Consider the following 15,445-nt stretch of genomic DNA (forward strand, 5'->3'; position numbering starts at 1 on the left):
AGCTCTATGATAAGAGTCTGTGATAGATGAACCTACTAAAAAAAATTGTATTTAGGGGTTTTACTTAAGGTCGGTCTTTTTTAATCATATTTCTTTCTTGACATATTTCCCATTATACGCTGTGACTCTTTATGCAATTTTCTTTGCCTGCTTGCTCTTTGCCCCTTTTTTGTCTAGTGGTTTGCGGGACCAGATAGAGGCAAGGATGCTTCCGTTGATGACGTGCATGACGACGGCGACGGCTCCTGGTAGTGCGGTTAGTGGTGCGGCTGCGAAATGGGTGTTGGCGAGTGATACGCCTAAACCAGCATTTTGGATTCCGACTTCGATGGAAATTGCCCTTCTTGTATCCGCATCTAACTTCATTACTACTCCTACAAGATAACCTACGAACAAGCCTAATAGATTATGTAAAATGACGGTCACAAAGATAATCGCTCCAGCTGCTGCAATATTGTCACGGTTTAACGAGACAACTGCCGCACAAACGCAAGAGACAGCAATGACGGAAACCAATGGCAAAACGTCTTTTCCCTTCTCCACCATACTTGGGAGCATTTTTTGAATAATAATCCCTAAGATAATCGGGACGATAATGACTTGGATAATCGATAAAAACATCGCAAATGGATCAACAGGCATCCATTGTCCAGCTAACAAATACAATAAAGTTGGCGTTAAAATTGGCGCTAACATAGTTGATACCGACGTCATCGCAATCGATAACGCGACATTCCCTTTTGCCAGATAAACCATTACATTGGAAGAAGTTCCTCCAGGGACGCATCCAACTAAAATAATTCCGGCCGCTAATTCAGGCGGCAGGTTCAATAGCTTGGCAATCCCAAAAGCAAGAAGTGGCATGATGGTAAACTGCGCCAAAACACCGAATATCACTGCTTTAGGCTGAGTCAAAACGAGTTTAAAATCAACCGGCTTCATCGTCATTCCCATTCCAAACATGACAATCGCTAGCAAAATGCTAATATACGAGCCGAGCCAAATAAATTCACCTGGAAAACTAAAAGCGGCAACAGCGAATAAAATCGCAATCACACTAAAATACTTGTTCGCCAAGGTGCTGATTCCATTGATGTGTTTCATTGTTCAAACGCTCCAATCTTTGCTGGTTTAGTAGTTCTTTTTGTCTAGTTTTGTTCGGAATACACTCAAAATTCTGTTTATTAAAACAATAGCATTATAACGCGGTAAAGCAACAAAGTCTATATTCTTTTTAATAAACACTGGTTGAAATCAATTCATAAAAGGAAAAAAAATGAATACATATTGGAAGAGCTGTATATCCGTTGCAACCTGCATGTGGGAAGGGATTTCGCCCTATCTTCCTCCCCTATTAGCATACAAACCGTCTACCTCAGAATCATCCCTTTTTCAAGAATTAATGAAAATTAAATATTTTTTTAATAATTATACAAGAATATCTTTACAATTAAACAAGTTACTGAGTATAATCAAGTTTATAGTTCTAAAGATTCTATAAACCGGGAATTTTCTAAAATCATAGAGTTAAGAGGGGGAAAAACGTTGAAAAGGAAAAATTGGTTATTAGCGATCACCTTCGGCTTGCTTCTAGGTTTACTAGCAGCCTGCTCTGGTGACGAACCTGCGGGTTCAAATGAGAAAGGTGAAGGGACCAAAGAAGAGGCTTCTGGAGAAAAAGTTCTGAATTTTACAAATCTAGAAGCAATTCCATCTATGGATCCTGCCATCGCAACAGACGAATCTTCTTTCGTCTATCTAGCAGCAACAACGGAAGGGTTATACCGTCTTGATGAAGACACACAAGTAACAGACGGAATTGCCACAGACCACAAAGTAAGTGAAGACGGTCTTACTTGGACCTTTACTTTACGTGAAGATGCCGTTTGGTCAAATGGTGACCCTGTAACAGCGCATGACTTTGTGTTTGCTTGGCAGCGTGCCGTAAATCCTGATACAGGTTCTGAATACGGCCCATACATGATGAATGGCGTAATTAAAAACGCGACTGCAGTAAGCTCTGGCGAAAAGGCACCTGAAGAACTTGGTGTAAAAGCAGAAGATGATTACACATTTGTGGTTGAGTTAGAAAACCCAACACCATACTTTGAAACATTGACTACTTTCGGAACATTTTTACCGTTAAATCAAAAGTTTGTTGAAGAACAAGGCGACCAATTTGCACTAGGTGCTGACAAACTATTAGCAAACGGACCTTACAAAATGACAAACTGGGATAGCACAAGTGACTCTTGGGAACTTGTAAAAAATGAAGATTATTGGGATGCAGAAACAGTAAACATGGATAAACTATCATTCCAAGTAATTAAAGATCCACAAACGGCACTACGTTTATATGAAGAAGGCACAGTAGACCGTATTGACTTAACTTCTGACCTTGTTGACCAATATGTAACAGATGACGATTATACTGTTTCAGCTGATACATTCGTTTATTTCTTGAAGTTTAACCAAGAAAGTTCTGAAGCATTAGCGAATAAAAACATCCGTGCTGCCCTTAGCCGCGCGTTTGATAAAGAAGCGCTTGTGGGTGAAATTTTAAACAATGGTTCTATTGCAGCAAACGGATTAGTTCCTAAAGATTTCACGCCAATGCCTGAATCAGGTGAAGACTTCCGTGCTGTCAGTGGCGACCTTGTCACATATGACCTTGAAGTAGCGAAAGAGTTCTGGGCAAAAGGATTAGAAGAAATCGGTACAGATTCTGTTGAAATCGAATTTTTAGCAGATGACGATGAAACGACGAAAACACTAGTTGAATATGTAGCAAACCAGCTATCTACAAACCTAGAAGGATTAAAAGTGAACATTAAGCAAGTACCTAAGAAACAACGTCTTGACCTAGATGATAGCATGGAATATGAAATGCAATTAACTAGATGGGGTCCTGACTTCCTTGATCCATTCACTTATATGAACCTATTTACAACAGATAGTGGAAACAACTGGACTGGATATTCAAACGAAAAGTACGACACACTTGTATGGGATACAGCGTCTAAGCTTGCTTCAGACAACGTAGCTCGTTACAACAACTTCTTAGAAGCAGAAAAACTTCTCTTTGAAGATGCAGTTATCGCGCCAGTTTACCAAGCTTCTAGAGCACAATTAGTCTCTGAAAAAGTAGACGGCGTATTCGTGAATCCATTCGGTGCAACTTACGAGTACAAGTGGGCAAACGTAGCAGAGTAATAGCGTTGTAGATTACCACTATTCTTTTAAAAGAAAAGAGAGAGAATTCGCCATATGGCGGTGTTCTCTCTCTTTTTTGTGTTTTTACTTCCCTCGACAAAAAGCGGGGCGTCACTGTGACCTTTTCGACAAAATACATCATCTCTTACCCCTCGATTTACACTGGAGTTGGGGCGCTGTATAGGCTGATGGTGGTGCCGGCTGTGCCGTGTAGGGCGTTGCTTGCTTGGTCGAGTGAGGTGATGATGGTTTTTCGGTCTGGGTTGGTTTGGGCGAATTGGATGGCAGCTTGGACTTTTGGTAGCATGCTTCCTGCTGCAAACTGCCCGGATTCGATATAGGTTTGCATCTCCGCTACACTAACGTCTGCTAATTTTTTCTGCGTTGGTTGATTAAAATCGATGTACACATGGTCCACCGCGGTTAAGATCACGAGCGCATCCGCATCCACCAGTTCTGCTAGTTTTTGCGATGCAAAGTCCTTATCAATGACCGCTTCAATTCCCTCATAACCTGTTTCCCTCTCAACTACCGGGATCCCGCCCCCGCCAACAGAAATCACGATCTTTCCTGCATCCACAAGTGAACGAATCACTGGATGCTCAACAATATACACAGGTTGAGGCGACGGTACCATTCGCCGCCAGCCACGTCCGGCATCTTCCTTAAACGTCGCACCTTGTTGCGCGGCAGCAAACTCTTTCGCTTCTGTTTCACTATAAAACGGCCCAATGGGTTTCGTCGGATTTTCAAACGCTGGGTCTTTTTCTGAAACGACGACGCGAGTGATCACCGTCACCACGTCTTTCTTGATGCCTCGTTCTCGCAACACTCTTTCTATTGCATTTTGCATCCAGTAACCAATCATCCCTTGGCTCATCGCCCCACATGTATCGAGTGGCATCGCGGGATTTTTTTTACTATCAGCGGCTTTTTGCTGCAAAAGAATGTTCCCTACTTGTGGTCCGTTTCCATGCGAAATAATGATATCAATGCCATTTTCAATAAACGTCACAAGCTGTTCAGCTGTCTTTTCGAGTGCTTGTTGCTGAGCAGCTGCTGTTGCTGCTCCTGATTGAATCGCGTTACCGCCTAGTGCCACCACAACTTTTTTACGTAACATAGAATGACCCTCCATGATCTGCTAGATTGAGATATTGCCCATGATTAGTTGATAGATTGCAATAATCGCCAAGGTCACAAACGCAACCGCTGTGGCCAACTCCGGCTTATTAAAAACTTGCTTCATATTGGATTCTTTTTGGATGCTTCTAAACACAGAAATGCCTGGTGCGTACAACAGCATTGTTAACAACAGATAACTCATTCCCGCGGCATATACCATCCAGACGCTGTAAACACTTGCAATCAACCCGACCGCAATATTCTTCGTCCGATCAGCTGCCGTTGTTTGTAACGAATGCTTCAACTGATAAAAAGCAGAAAACGCATATGGAATTAAAATAGCGGATGATGCCAAGGAAAACGCAAAATTATAGGCTTGTTCGGTCACAAGAAAACTCAACAAAAATACTTGAATCAATCCGTTCGAAATCCATAATGAGTTAACAGGTGCACCGTTTTTATTTACTTTCGCAAACCATTTAGGGAACAGTCCGGTCTTCCCTGCAAGATAAGGTATTTCGGAAGCGAGCAATGTCCAACCAAGCCACGCTCCTAAAACGGAAACAATCAAGCCAAGATTGATTACCGCAGCTCCCCAAGGACCAACGACGCTTTCAAACACATAAGCCATCGATGGATTGTTTAGAGCCGCAACCTCTGGACGACTCATGATGCCAATGCTCATAATGCTGATTAAAATGTAAATAATCAATGTCCCAATCAACCCGATAATCGTTGCTCGGCCAACGTCTTTTTTATCCTTCGCACGGCTTGAAAGCACAACCGCACCTTCTACCCCAATGAACACCCAAAGCGTCACTAGCATCGTGCTTTTTACTTGAGCGGTGATATCGCCGAACGTAATGCTCGCGCTCTCGCCCCAAAAGTTTGCTGTAAACGTATCAAAATGAAAAGCAAAAATGCCGACGATGATAAACAAAAAGATTGGCACAAGTTTGGCAATCGTCGTAATTAAGTTGACTAGCGCCGCGGATTGAACTCCTCGTAAAATGAGCGTGTGAACGAGCCACAACATCACACTCGCGCCAATAATGGAGGCAATATTTTGCCCACCTTCAAATGCTGGAATAAAATACCCGATGGAAGAGAACACGAGTGTCGCATAAGCAACATTGCCAAGCCACGCTGAGAACCAATAGCCCCAAGCACTGTTAAATCCCATAAACCGACCAAATCCTTCGGTCGCATAACTAAAAATTCCACCATCCAGGTCTGGACGCTTGGTTGTCAGGTTCTGAAACGAAAGCGCCAGTGCAATAATTCCAAGACCCGTAATTACCCAGCCAATCAACATGGCTCCTGCTGAAGCACTGCCTGCCATATCGGTCGCTAAGTTGAAGGCCCCACCACCAATCATTGAACCAACCACGATCGCAATTAATGAAAACAGACCAAGTTTTTTCTCTTCACCCATTTCGTTTCCACTCCTTTAATTGATTGGAAAGCAAACACGGAGAAGAGGAATGTTCCTCCTCTCCGCCGGTGTTCCCTTATTGAAGGTTGCCTAAAGTCGCGGCCATCACCGCTTTAATCGTATGCATTCGATTTTCAGCTTGGTCAAACACTTTTGAATGTGAACTGCGGAAAACGGCATCGGTCACTTCCATTTCGGCTAAGCCATGGTTTTTATAGATCTCCATTCCATAAGAAGTTTCAAGATCATGGAAAGCAGGCAAGCAATGGAGGAAAATCATTTGGTCATTACCAGTCTTTTCAATCATCTCCATGTTGACCTGATAAGGAGCTAACAGCGCAATCCGTTCCGCAAATTGATCTTCTTCGCCCATCGACACCCATACATCGGTATAAATGACATCGGCACCAGCAACGGCTTTGTCAATCTCATCCGTCACTGTCACAATCGCGCCTGACTCTTTTGCGAGAGATTCAGCCAGTTCGATGACTTCTTGTTCTGGGAACAATTCTTTCGGCGCACAAATCCGAACGTCCATGCCGACAAGTGCTCCGCCGACTAACAGGCTATTGGCGACATTGTTGCGACCATCGCCAACATAGACAAATTTGATGCCTTCTAGTCTGCCAAAGTTTTCTTTTACCGTTAGAAAATCAGCTAAAGTCTGGGTTGGATGCCATTGTTCGGTTAGGCCGTTCCAAACCGGTACACCTGAATGTTCCGCAAGCATTTCGACTTTTTTATGTTCAAAGCCACGAAACTCAATGCCGTCAAACATCCGGCCAAGCACTTTTGCGGTATCTTCAATCGACTCTTTCTTGCCTAGTTGAATGTCGTCTTTTCCTAAATACTCTGGGTGCGCACCTAAATCAATGCATGCGACCGTAAACGCACATCGTGTTCGGGTCGATGGCTTTTCAAATAAAAGCGCAATGTTTTTTCCCTCTAGGTGGCGGTGAGGAATTCGTTGTTGCTTTTCATGCTTTAACTTTTCAGCCAAATCGATCAGATATACAAACTCTCCTTTTGTAAAATCTCGCTCTGCTAAAAAACTTCTTCCTTTTAAAATGGGTTTTGTGATCGTTGACATATGTTGGTCGCTCCTTTTTTATCTATTGAATTAACGTAAATTTTCACGAACAATTGGCATACTCATGCAGCGTGGACCCCCGCGGCCACGTGATAACTCGGAACTACCGATTTCAATTACTTCGATGCCGTACTGACGCAATAATTCATTCGAGATATAATTTCGGTCATAGGTGACAACGACGCCTGGCGCAATCGCCAATGTGTTTGAGCCATCATTCCACTGCTCACGAGAAGACGCAATCTCATCCCCGCCGCCACATGGAATCAACACCAGCTCACCGATCCCAAGCACTTCTTTTAATGCTTCTTGAAGGTTTGTTCGGTGAGTAATTTTCGGGTAATGTTCTTCTGGTCCTCTTTCAAGAATATAAACGTTCATATTGCCTTGTGGCCCGAGGATGGCTGGGTGGATCGTAAATTTATCATGGTCCACCATCGTAAAAACGGTATCTAGATGCATGAATGCCCGACATTTCGGGATTTCCACAGCGACCACTTTGGTGATTTTACTTTGCTTTTTAAACAGGTTTAACGCTAATCTTTCAATTGCTTTGGCTGAAGAGCGCTCGGACACGCCGATTGCGATCACATCCTCCCTTAAAACAAGCTCATCGCCGCCTTCAATTGGGAACTCATAAGCACGGTCCAACCAAACCGGAATATCATGTCCAGCAAACCGTGGATGATGATGGATAATGTATTCCATAAATAACGATTCGCGCTGCCTCGCCGGTTCTCTCATCCTATTAATTGATAAGCCATTGCCAATCGCCGCCGCAGGGTCACGGGTAAAATAAAGATTCGGCATCGGGTCCAAGTAAAACGGATAATGGTCTTCCATTAATTCATAAAGATGAAGTTTTTTACTTGGTTCAATTTCGTTTTTCCGCACACCGCCCATAATTTTGTCGACCATGTTTTTGGTTGAAAGCGAAAGGAGATATTCTTTTAACACTTGTCCGGCACCGTTTACATTCGCACGGCTCTCTGCTAAGACCCGGCTCACAAACTCTTGGCGGACTTCTTCTTTGCCTAACGATTCAACAATAAGCTTTTCGAGGTAGAGCACTTCGGTTCCGCGATTACGCAACGTTTCGGTAAAATAATCATGTTCACGCTGAATAATAGGTAAATAAGGGATATCATCAAACAAAAGTCTTTGGAGGTATTCTGGTACGAGGTTTTCCACCTCTGCACCCGGTCGTTTAACCAATACCGTTTTTAACTTGCCGATTTCAGAAGTAACGTGAATAGGATGCAAGGTTATATTGGTGGTTTCGGTTGTTTCTGCAATTCCTACCGTGTTCATCATGTCTGCCTCCCTCTTTATTTCCTTTACATCTTTATTGTAGAGTGAAGTTGATTTCTGTTTTGTAAGGTCCCTTACAATCCAAATGTGAAATTCATCACATTTTTCTCGCTTCGATATGAGCGCTGTTGTATTTTTATCAGCGATTTGGACAATGACAAACAAGATTCAGTTGATTTTCCGAATAAACTTTGTATATATTCATTTTTTTGCATATAAAGTCTTTATATTTAGAAAATTTTTATAAATAAAGGTAGAAGTCGTACCGTTGATAAAAATAAAAGCAATCGATTTTTTCTGCATCGATTGCTTTTACGTTTAATTTAGGTCTTTTATTCAGTACAAAAAAGCCCACAAACATTTGTGGGACTAACTTTTATTCAATGATAATTCAGGGGTTAACGTTGTTTCTGCTTTGAGGTTTTGGACAGTTTCGCTGTTGTTGATTGGGAACTCTACTTTCACCTGTTTCTCTTGCCGTTGTAGCAAGCGAACGGTCATTTCTTCGGATGTTGTCCACTGATCAAGTGATACATGGACATTGATTGTTTTAGACTGATGCTCATAATTTTTTAATGTTAATGTACATTGAACCATCCCGCATTGGTCGGCTGCTGTTGTGCACGTACTTTTATCCTCGATATATTCCACTGTGCCCTTGCCATTTGGATTGGAATAGGCAAACGTTTTGGATGTTGTTTCAAGCAAGTTTGCTCCTAAAATCGGAACCCCAATTAGGAAAAACGCAAGAATGAAAGGATAATATTTTTGATAGACGGTAAAAAGAGTTTCTCTTTCTTCTTTTAGCCATTTTAGATAGACGAGATTTCCCGCCGCTTGCAGCACCCCTGCAAGCATTAAGAGGACGGGAGGTTGTCCAAAAAATGGAGTGCTCTGTTCCTCCGATGGACTGAAAATGAGGATTGCTACTCCAATGAAGTAGACAGCCGCTCCAAGCGTATGATAATGAACTTTTGTCATGAAAAACCCATCCCCCATATTTTGAGTAAAATATTATTATCAGTATATTCAAAATAATTTTAGGGGACAAGAACTTTTTTGGAAATGTTTTTGCTGAGAGATTTGGATCAATCTTAGGGATCTTTTGGCCCCTAATGCAGGGCAAACAAATAGTTTTTTTCTTTTAATAAAGGGCTGTTTTTATAAAGTTTGTTGTTAGAATCCTAAAGCCGATTTTAACGATATAGCATCCATTTCGTATATTTAAAATTAGTATACAGACTCTTTTCTCATAAAATGTAGCTATTTTTTTTATAACCTAGCTAATAATTTAGACATATTTTAAAAATCAACAAAGATTAATTGAGAAAAGAGTTTCAACGAAAAAGGCTCGTCCAGTGTCGGCTTTATGTACATTCGAAATAGTCTGGTTGATGAACGCGAATTTTCTTTGACTCTACTGAAATGATTCGATCGCGCTTGAGTTGATTTAAGAGATGACTCACCGTTTCCCGAGTGGTCCCCGATAGTTTGGCCAGTTGAGCCGAAGTAAATGGACAAGGAATGATGATTTCTGGCGGCTCTTTTTCACCAAGACCTTCCATTAAATAGAGAAGCGAGTGAAGCACTCGTTCTTGCGCATTCGGCAAAAGCGTGGTTTGCATTCTTCTTTCTTGGTTGCGAATGATTTGTGATTGTTTAATAATCACATGAAGCAAACTCTTCGGGGTTGATTTTAGAAGCGTTTCAAGAATAGGCGTTTGCATGAAAATGACTTTAATATCTGTGGCGGCAATGGCTGTATACTGAAAACTATCGTCGGTAAACAGGCCATTATACGGAAACATTTCCTTCCTTTTTAGAAAATCAAGATACTGCATTGAGCCTTGTTCATTCGCATGCTCAAGCATAACGTAGCCTTCTAATAGAAAGAAGATTTTGTCACGAGGATCGCCTTCCATAAAAAGATATTGATTTTTCTTATAAGAACGGTAGTAAAGATGGGGAAGATATTTATCAAGTGTTTTCTCATTTAGTTTTGCGAAAACCTCAAACTGCCTGATTTCATCCACGTTCTCTTGCCGAATCATGCTGACCCCTCCTTGTGTGAGTTTTGGTCTTAATTTTTAACGAAGGCTTTCCAGCATTGCTCTCAATGACATTGCGTGTTCCGGAGTCCGGCAAATAATCAAGCATGTATCGTTGCCACAAATTGTGCCGGCTTTCCCGTCTATTTCCATTCCATCAAGAATCACCCCAAAGGATTGGGCATGGCCTGGAAAGGTTTTGATCAGCACAAAATAATGAATCTCCTCAATCGAAATCATCGCATCGCGCACTTTTCGCTGCAGTTTTTCTAGCGAATAATACTCATCCACCGCTTCCGTACTATATTTGAATCCCCCGTTTTTACAAGGAACTTTCATGAGCTTTAAGTTTTTAAAATCACGTGAAACCGTCGCTTGCGTCACATCATACCCTTTCTCCACAAGCAGAGAAACCAACTCATTCTGAGTCTTAATTTCATGACTAGCAATCAATTCCTTAATCAGCTTTATTCTCATCTCTTTCCTCATCGAGAAAACCCGCTTTCCCTTAAAATCCGCTCCCCTCCATCATAAAATAGCCTTCAAAAGAATCACATGTATAAAAAATGAATTTTTTTGGGTTCGACAAAAAGCGGGGCGTCACTGTGACCTTTTCGACTGAAAACGACTCCGTTCTACACTTACACAATACTGTGCTTTCTTTTGTTCGGTGGTTCCGTCGAATCTTTGGAGGATGGTGTTTATGTTTAGGTAGTCTGGTGGTGTGGTGGCTGGGTGGTTCTGTTGATAGAATCTGTAGCTACTCCATGGGTAGTGAGCTGGGGTTGGTACGATTTGGGCGGCGACTGGGTTTAAGTGAATATACCAACTCACTATGAGCATTCCGCCTAGCCCGAAGATGACTTTTGCATTGAAACGTTGTTCAAACACATGGCCAGTGAACGAATATTTCGCATTGTAATAGTTGGCATAGCGCTTATTCACCAGCGACATAATTTTGGATAACGGCACATGTGGAGAGCGAATTTGAAGGTGATAGTGGTTTGACATTAAACAATAAGAAGCAACTTCAAATGGATATTGCTCGTAGACTTTTGCGAGGATCTCCAGGAACACTTGATAATCAGACTTCGACTGAAAAAGGACTTCTTTGCGGTTCCCCCGGCTTGTGACATGATAATAACACTCAGGTAGCCAGATTCGTTTTTTATAGGGCATAGTTACTTCCTCCTTGTGGGGATGGGATGGGATTGGATGGGGTTTGATGAAAGTACAACGTAGTTCAGTAAAACCTTGGAAACTGGTTAACAGCTAGTGATTTAGACTCCAAAAAGGCTTTCTTGCTTATGAAAGAGACTGAGACACTTTATATTTACCTAGGAAGAAATCAAAAAAAAGATGAGAGGACATGAATAGAAGAATAAATGAAGAATTAAGGATTCTACACCTGGACAGAACCTACCCCATACTATTCTACAAAAACGACACCGTTCCTGCTGAATAGCATGGGGAAATTATTTTTCCGACAAAAAGCGGGGCGTCACTGTGACCTTTTCGACACCACTACTTATCTAGGGCGCGAAGGGTTTTGTCGCGGATGACAATGCGGTTGAGGTAGTCTTTGGCTACGAGTTCGGTGTAGAGGAGGTCGAAGAGGAGGAAGAATGGGAGGGTTGGGGAGATGTTTTGGCCCATGTACATATTGTGTTTGCTGGTTATTAGTAGGGTTAGGTCGGCTAATTGGGCTAATTGGGATGTTTTTTCGCTTGTGATGGCCAGAACAGTGGCACCATGATTCTTTGCAATTTTCCCGGCATTGATTACTTCCTCTGTTTCTCCTGATACCGAAATGCCAATCATTAGACTTTCTTTTGTCATCAACGCGGCCTCCATGACCGCTTGATGTGGGTCGGTAATCGCTTCAACATTGATCCCAATTCGAAAAAACTTCCATTTAAACTCTTGTGCAGCGATGCCGGAATTGCCAATCCCATAAACATGAACTTTCTTTGCTGAATTTAAATGCGAAACCGCGTCTTGCAAGCCAGAATAAGTGATATTCCGAAACGTCCCTTCAATAATCTCTAAATGGGTTTGATAGAGTTTCGAGAAATAATCAATTTCCTTAATGTCGGATGATGTCGCCGGCTTGTTTTTCAAATCGAGATACCGTTTTAATTCATGCTTAAATTCATTAAAACCGGAAAACGCAAGCTTTTGACAAAAACGCGTAATCGTTGCCGGCGAAATATGGGTCTTTTTCGCAATCTGACTAATCGAAAATTGACTAACCTCTTCAGGATGTTCAATGATGTAATTCGCTAACTCTGCTTCCGAACTCGTGAACTTTTCCATACTGCATAAAATCCCATGAAGCAGATTCTCACCTAGATATTCCATATATGTACTCCTCGTTATCAATTGGTCTATTCTTATCCGTGTCAAAACGGTGCTCTTTTGTTCTTACTGGGAGCACCCTACCATTATTCTTCGTTTAACAGCTTAAAACTATCACAACATGTGTTGCTTTTTAGAATAAAAGCACAAACGCCTACTCACCAAACAGCATTCCTCAAGCGAGATCCCTTCCCTTCTCAAGTTGAAACTTATCCTCCTCGATCAAAAAAAAGAACCCTAGGCTTCAGAAAGCCTAGAGTTATGTTCAAAGCCAAGTTTTTTATTTTTTCAAAGCATCCGCAAATTTCTTCGTAATTAATTGCGGCCTGGTAATCGCTCCGCCAACAACGACGGCATAAACCCCAATCTCCAAAACGGATTTGGCAATCTCCGGTGTTGACACATTGCCCTCCGCTAACACTTTTGCGTTTTTTACGGCTTTTACGATTTCGCTAATGACAGCATAATTGTGATCGTCAATTTTTAAACCGTTTGTTTCAGCTGTATAGCCATACAAAGTCGGCGCGATCAAATCGAATCCTAATTCATCAGCAACTTTCGCTTCTTCTACTGTGGAAACATCCGCCATTAATAAAAGATGAGGATATTTGGAACGGACTTCTTTATAAAATGTCTCCAAATCACTGCCGTCCGGACGAAGGCGATTGGTCGCATCGGTGGCAATGATTTCTGCCCCACTTTCAGCCAAAAGATCAATTTCTTTCATCGTAGGCGTGATAAACACTGGATGGTCATCGTACACTTGTTTAATAATGCCAATCACAGGTAAATCAACTTGCTGCTTAATTTCTATAATATCCGCAACAGAGTTAGCCCGAATCCCAACCGCACCACCTTCTTCTGCAGCAACCGCCATTCTTCCCATAATGAATGAGCTATGCAACGGCTCACCTTCTAAAGCTTGGCAGGAAACGATTAATCCCTTTTTAATCTGCTCTAACACTTGATGCAATGGAAACACGTCCTTTTATTGATTTTACGATTTAAAATTGTGGTGAATGTCTATAGAGCTGATTGAAATATATGAAAGGATGTAAATTCAATTTGGTGGCTCTTTCCTCATACTAAGATTCCATCATTATGTGGAAAGAGCCTGTTGATTAATGTCCTAAATACTCTTCGACTTCATTTTTCACAATCGTTACGGAAGGTCCATAGATGATTTGCACACCTGTCCCAGCTTTCACAATCCCTTTTGAACCGGTTTGCTTCAGCACATCGTCTTGAACCAAGTTTTCGTCCTTAATTGTAACACGAAGACGAGTGGCACAGCAGTCGACAATCTCGATATTGTCACTTCCACCTAAACCGGCAACAATTGTTTTCGCACGATCTGTTGCAGAAACTTGTACGGCATCAACTGTTTCAGACTTGTCTTCACGGCCTAATACCTTGAAGTTCTTTTTACGAATCAAGAACTTAAAGGTGAAATAGTAAAGGAAGAACCACGGAATCCCGACAAGAAGGACGAGTGGCCAGTTTGTTTTATCCACGCCTTGAAGAACGCCAAACAGAATAAAATCAATAAATCCACCAGAGAAGGTTTGCCCTACCGTAATATTGAAAATGTCCGCCATCATAAACGCCATTCCATCAAAAATCGCATGAACAAGATATAAAAGTGGCGCAACAAATAAGAAACTAAATTCTAATGGCTCGGTAATCCCTGTTAAGAACGATGTCAACGCTGCCGATAAAAGAATTCCGGCTACAACTTTGCGGTTTTCTTTCTTGGCACAATGGTAAATCGCCAATGCCGCACCTGGCAAACCGAACATCATCGTAATAAAGCGACCAGACATGAATCGTGAAACGCCTTCATAATACTGAGTTGTTGAAGGATCTGCTAACTGCGCAAAGAAGATATTTTGCGTTCCACTAACAAGTTTATCCCCGATTTCCAGCGTACCACCAAGGGCTGTTTGCCAGAATGGTAGATAGAAAATATGGTGCAAGCCCATCGGTCCAAGCATCCGTAAAATAAATCCATACAATAGTGTACCAATCTCACCTGTACCTGTAACAAGAGCACCTAATTGATTAATGAAAAGTTGGAAATAAGGCCAGATTACAAAAAGTGCCGCTCCGACAAAGATCGAAGCAAAGGAAACCACGATTGGAATAAAACGGGACCCTCCAAAGAATCCTAACACTTGAGGCAACTGAATTTTATTGTACTTATTATGAAGAGAAGCGGCGACAATCCCAATGATGATCCCGCCAAACACACCGGTTTCTAAGGTCTGAATGCCAACAGCCATTCCTTGCCCTGCTCCGGCTAAATTCTCTTCAGCCAGTTTTCCCGTAATGCCGAGCAGCGCACCAATCGCACTGTTCATTACAAAATAACCAATCATTGCGGCTAAGCCAGCTGTTCCTTTATCAGAACGAGCTAAACCAACGGCAACACCGACAGCGAAGATAATCGGTAAGTTGGCGAACACGATATTCCCTGCCGCACTCATGATGGTAAAAATCGCTTGCAGCCATGCTATATCTAAAAACGGATAAGCTGAAACCGTATTCGGGTTAGACAGCGCACCGCCAATTCCTAATAACAAACCAGCAGCCGGTAAAACCGCAATCGGAAGCATAAACGATTTTCCAAATTGCTGGGCTTTTTCAAAAGCCTTTTTCATAGATGAGAACCTCCCTTGTTGTTTAAACATTTTCATTTGTTATGGCTTACATTTGAATCATAATACCCAGGAGTGAGCTTTTCAATGGAGTTGGTACCGGTTTCAACCCTTTTCATTCATTTGAAGGTTTTACTGAAAATGTTTTCACTGTTCTTTTTCTATCGTTTGATTTTCAAACTTTGCTTTCCTACAGTCACAGTGCCGT

At 41.8% G+C, this 15,445-nt stretch carries 13 protein-coding genes; 1 reads left to right on the forward strand and 12 read right to left on the reverse strand.

Annotated elements, in window-relative coordinates:
- Positions 1-129: 129 nt before the first annotated feature.
- Entirely contained in the window at positions 130-1,104 is a 975-nt protein-coding gene (locus M3182_RS21175; RefSeq protein WP_251559909.1) for a bile acid:sodium symporter family protein, read from the reverse strand.
- 441 nt (positions 1,105-1,545) lie between these two features.
- Between M3182_RS21175 and M3182_RS21180 the strand changes: the two genes are divergently transcribed.
- Complete coding sequence (locus tag M3182_RS21180) at positions 1,546-3,213, forward strand: peptide ABC transporter substrate-binding protein (RefSeq protein WP_251559911.1); 1,668 nt, start codon at positions 1,546-1,548, stop codon at positions 3,211-3,213.
- 157 nt (positions 3,214-3,370) lie between these two features.
- Here the strand turns inward: M3182_RS21180 and arcC are convergent, their stop codons facing one another.
- From arcC to M3182_RS21235, 11 genes are all read right to left on the reverse strand, one after another.
- On the reverse strand, positions 3,371-4,336 hold the full coding sequence (arcC, locus tag M3182_RS21185; RefSeq protein ID WP_251559912.1) for a carbamate kinase: 966 nt from the start codon (positions 4,334-4,336) through the stop codon (positions 3,371-3,373).
- Positions 4,337-4,357: 21 nt separating this feature from the next.
- Entirely contained in the window at positions 4,358-5,773 is a 1,416-nt protein-coding gene (arcD, locus tag M3182_RS21190; protein ID WP_251559914.1) for an arginine-ornithine antiporter, read from the reverse strand.
- A 76-nt stretch (positions 5,774-5,849) separates the two neighbouring features.
- The gene (argF, locus tag M3182_RS21195) at positions 5,850-6,863 is read right to left on the reverse strand and encodes an ornithine carbamoyltransferase (protein WP_251559916.1); all 1,014 of its coding nucleotides are present in this window, start codon (positions 6,861-6,863) and stop codon (positions 5,850-5,852) included.
- Between the two features lie 30 nt (positions 6,864-6,893).
- Positions 6,894-8,174 (reverse strand): arginine deiminase, encoded by a 1,281-nt coding sequence (arcA, locus tag M3182_RS21200; protein WP_251560040.1) that lies wholly within the window; start codon positions 8,172-8,174, stop codon positions 6,894-6,896.
- Between the two features lie 369 nt (positions 8,175-8,543).
- Positions 8,544-9,155, reverse strand: coding sequence for a hypothetical protein (locus M3182_RS21205; RefSeq protein ID WP_251559918.1), 612 nt, complete (start codon positions 9,153-9,155; stop codon positions 8,544-8,546).
- A gap of 386 nt (positions 9,156-9,541) precedes the next feature.
- Positions 9,542-10,225 (reverse strand): Crp/Fnr family transcriptional regulator, encoded by a 684-nt coding sequence (locus tag M3182_RS21210; RefSeq protein ID WP_251559920.1) that lies wholly within the window; start codon positions 10,223-10,225, stop codon positions 9,542-9,544.
- A gap of 36 nt (positions 10,226-10,261) precedes the next feature.
- Positions 10,262-10,711, reverse strand: coding sequence for an arginine repressor (locus tag M3182_RS21215; protein ID WP_251559922.1), 450 nt, complete (start codon positions 10,709-10,711; stop codon positions 10,262-10,264).
- A 111-nt stretch (positions 10,712-10,822) separates the two neighbouring features.
- Positions 10,823-11,401 carry a transposase gene (locus M3182_RS21220; RefSeq protein WP_251559924.1) on the reverse strand — a complete coding sequence of 193 codons (579 nt, stop codon included), beginning with the start codon at positions 11,399-11,401 and terminating at the stop codon, positions 10,823-10,825.
- Positions 11,402-11,746: 345 nt separating this feature from the next.
- Positions 11,747-12,583 carry a MurR/RpiR family transcriptional regulator gene (locus tag M3182_RS21225; RefSeq protein WP_251559926.1) on the reverse strand — a complete coding sequence of 279 codons (837 nt, stop codon included), beginning with the start codon at positions 12,581-12,583 and terminating at the stop codon, positions 11,747-11,749.
- Positions 12,584-12,860: 277 nt separating this feature from the next.
- Complete coding sequence (locus M3182_RS21230; protein ID WP_251559928.1) at positions 12,861-13,553, reverse strand: N-acetylmannosamine-6-phosphate 2-epimerase; 693 nt, start codon at positions 13,551-13,553, stop codon at positions 12,861-12,863.
- Positions 13,554-13,701: 148 nt separating this feature from the next.
- Positions 13,702-15,240 (reverse strand): maltose/glucose-specific PTS transporter subunit IIC, encoded by a 1,539-nt coding sequence (locus tag M3182_RS21235; protein ID WP_251559930.1) that lies wholly within the window; start codon positions 15,238-15,240, stop codon positions 13,702-13,704.
- Positions 15,241-15,445 lie beyond the last annotated feature (205 nt).

Source organism: Mesobacillus maritimus (assembly GCF_023715205.1).
Classification (GTDB): Bacteria; Bacillota; Bacilli; order Bacillales; family Cytobacillaceae; genus Mesobacillus_B; species Mesobacillus_B maritimus_C.

What these genes read in the sequence shown, in the direction of transcription:
- M3182_RS21210 (WP_251559920.1), bottom strand. Translation starts at nt 10,225, where the DNA reads ATGATTCGGCAAGAGAACGTGGATGAAATCAGGCAGTTTGAGGTTTTC.
- M3182_RS21220 (WP_251559924.1), bottom strand. Translation starts at nt 11,401, where the DNA reads ATGCCCTATAAAAAACGAATCTGGCTACCTGAGTGTTATTATCATGTC.
- arcC (WP_251559912.1), bottom strand. Translation starts at nt 4,336, where the DNA reads ATGTTACGTAAAAAAGTTGTGGTGGCACTAGGCGGTAACGCGATTCAA.
- M3182_RS21235 (WP_251559930.1), bottom strand. Translation starts at nt 15,240, where the DNA reads ATGAAAAAGGCTTTTGAAAAAGCCCAGCAATTTGGAAAATCGTTTATG.
- argF (WP_251559916.1), bottom strand. Translation starts at nt 6,863, where the DNA reads ATGTCAACGATCACAAAACCCATTTTAAAAGGAAGAAGTTTTTTAGCA.
- arcD (WP_251559914.1), bottom strand. Translation starts at nt 5,773, where the DNA reads ATGGGTGAAGAGAAAAAACTTGGTCTGTTTTCATTAATTGCGATCGTG.
- M3182_RS21175 (WP_251559909.1), bottom strand. Translation starts at nt 1,104, where the DNA reads ATGAAACACATCAATGGAATCAGCACCTTGGCGAACAAGTATTTTAGT.
- M3182_RS21215 (WP_251559922.1), bottom strand. Translation starts at nt 10,711, where the DNA reads ATGAGGAAAGAGATGAGAATAAAGCTGATTAAGGAATTGATTGCTAGT.
- M3182_RS21225 (WP_251559926.1), bottom strand. Translation starts at nt 12,583, where the DNA reads ATGGAATATCTAGGTGAGAATCTGCTTCATGGGATTTTATGCAGTATG.
- M3182_RS21205 (WP_251559918.1), bottom strand. Translation starts at nt 9,155, where the DNA reads ATGACAAAAGTTCATTATCATACGCTTGGAGCGGCTGTCTACTTCATT.
- arcA (WP_251560040.1), bottom strand. Translation starts at nt 8,174, where the DNA reads ATGAACACGGTAGGAATTGCAGAAACAACCGAAACCACCAATATAACC.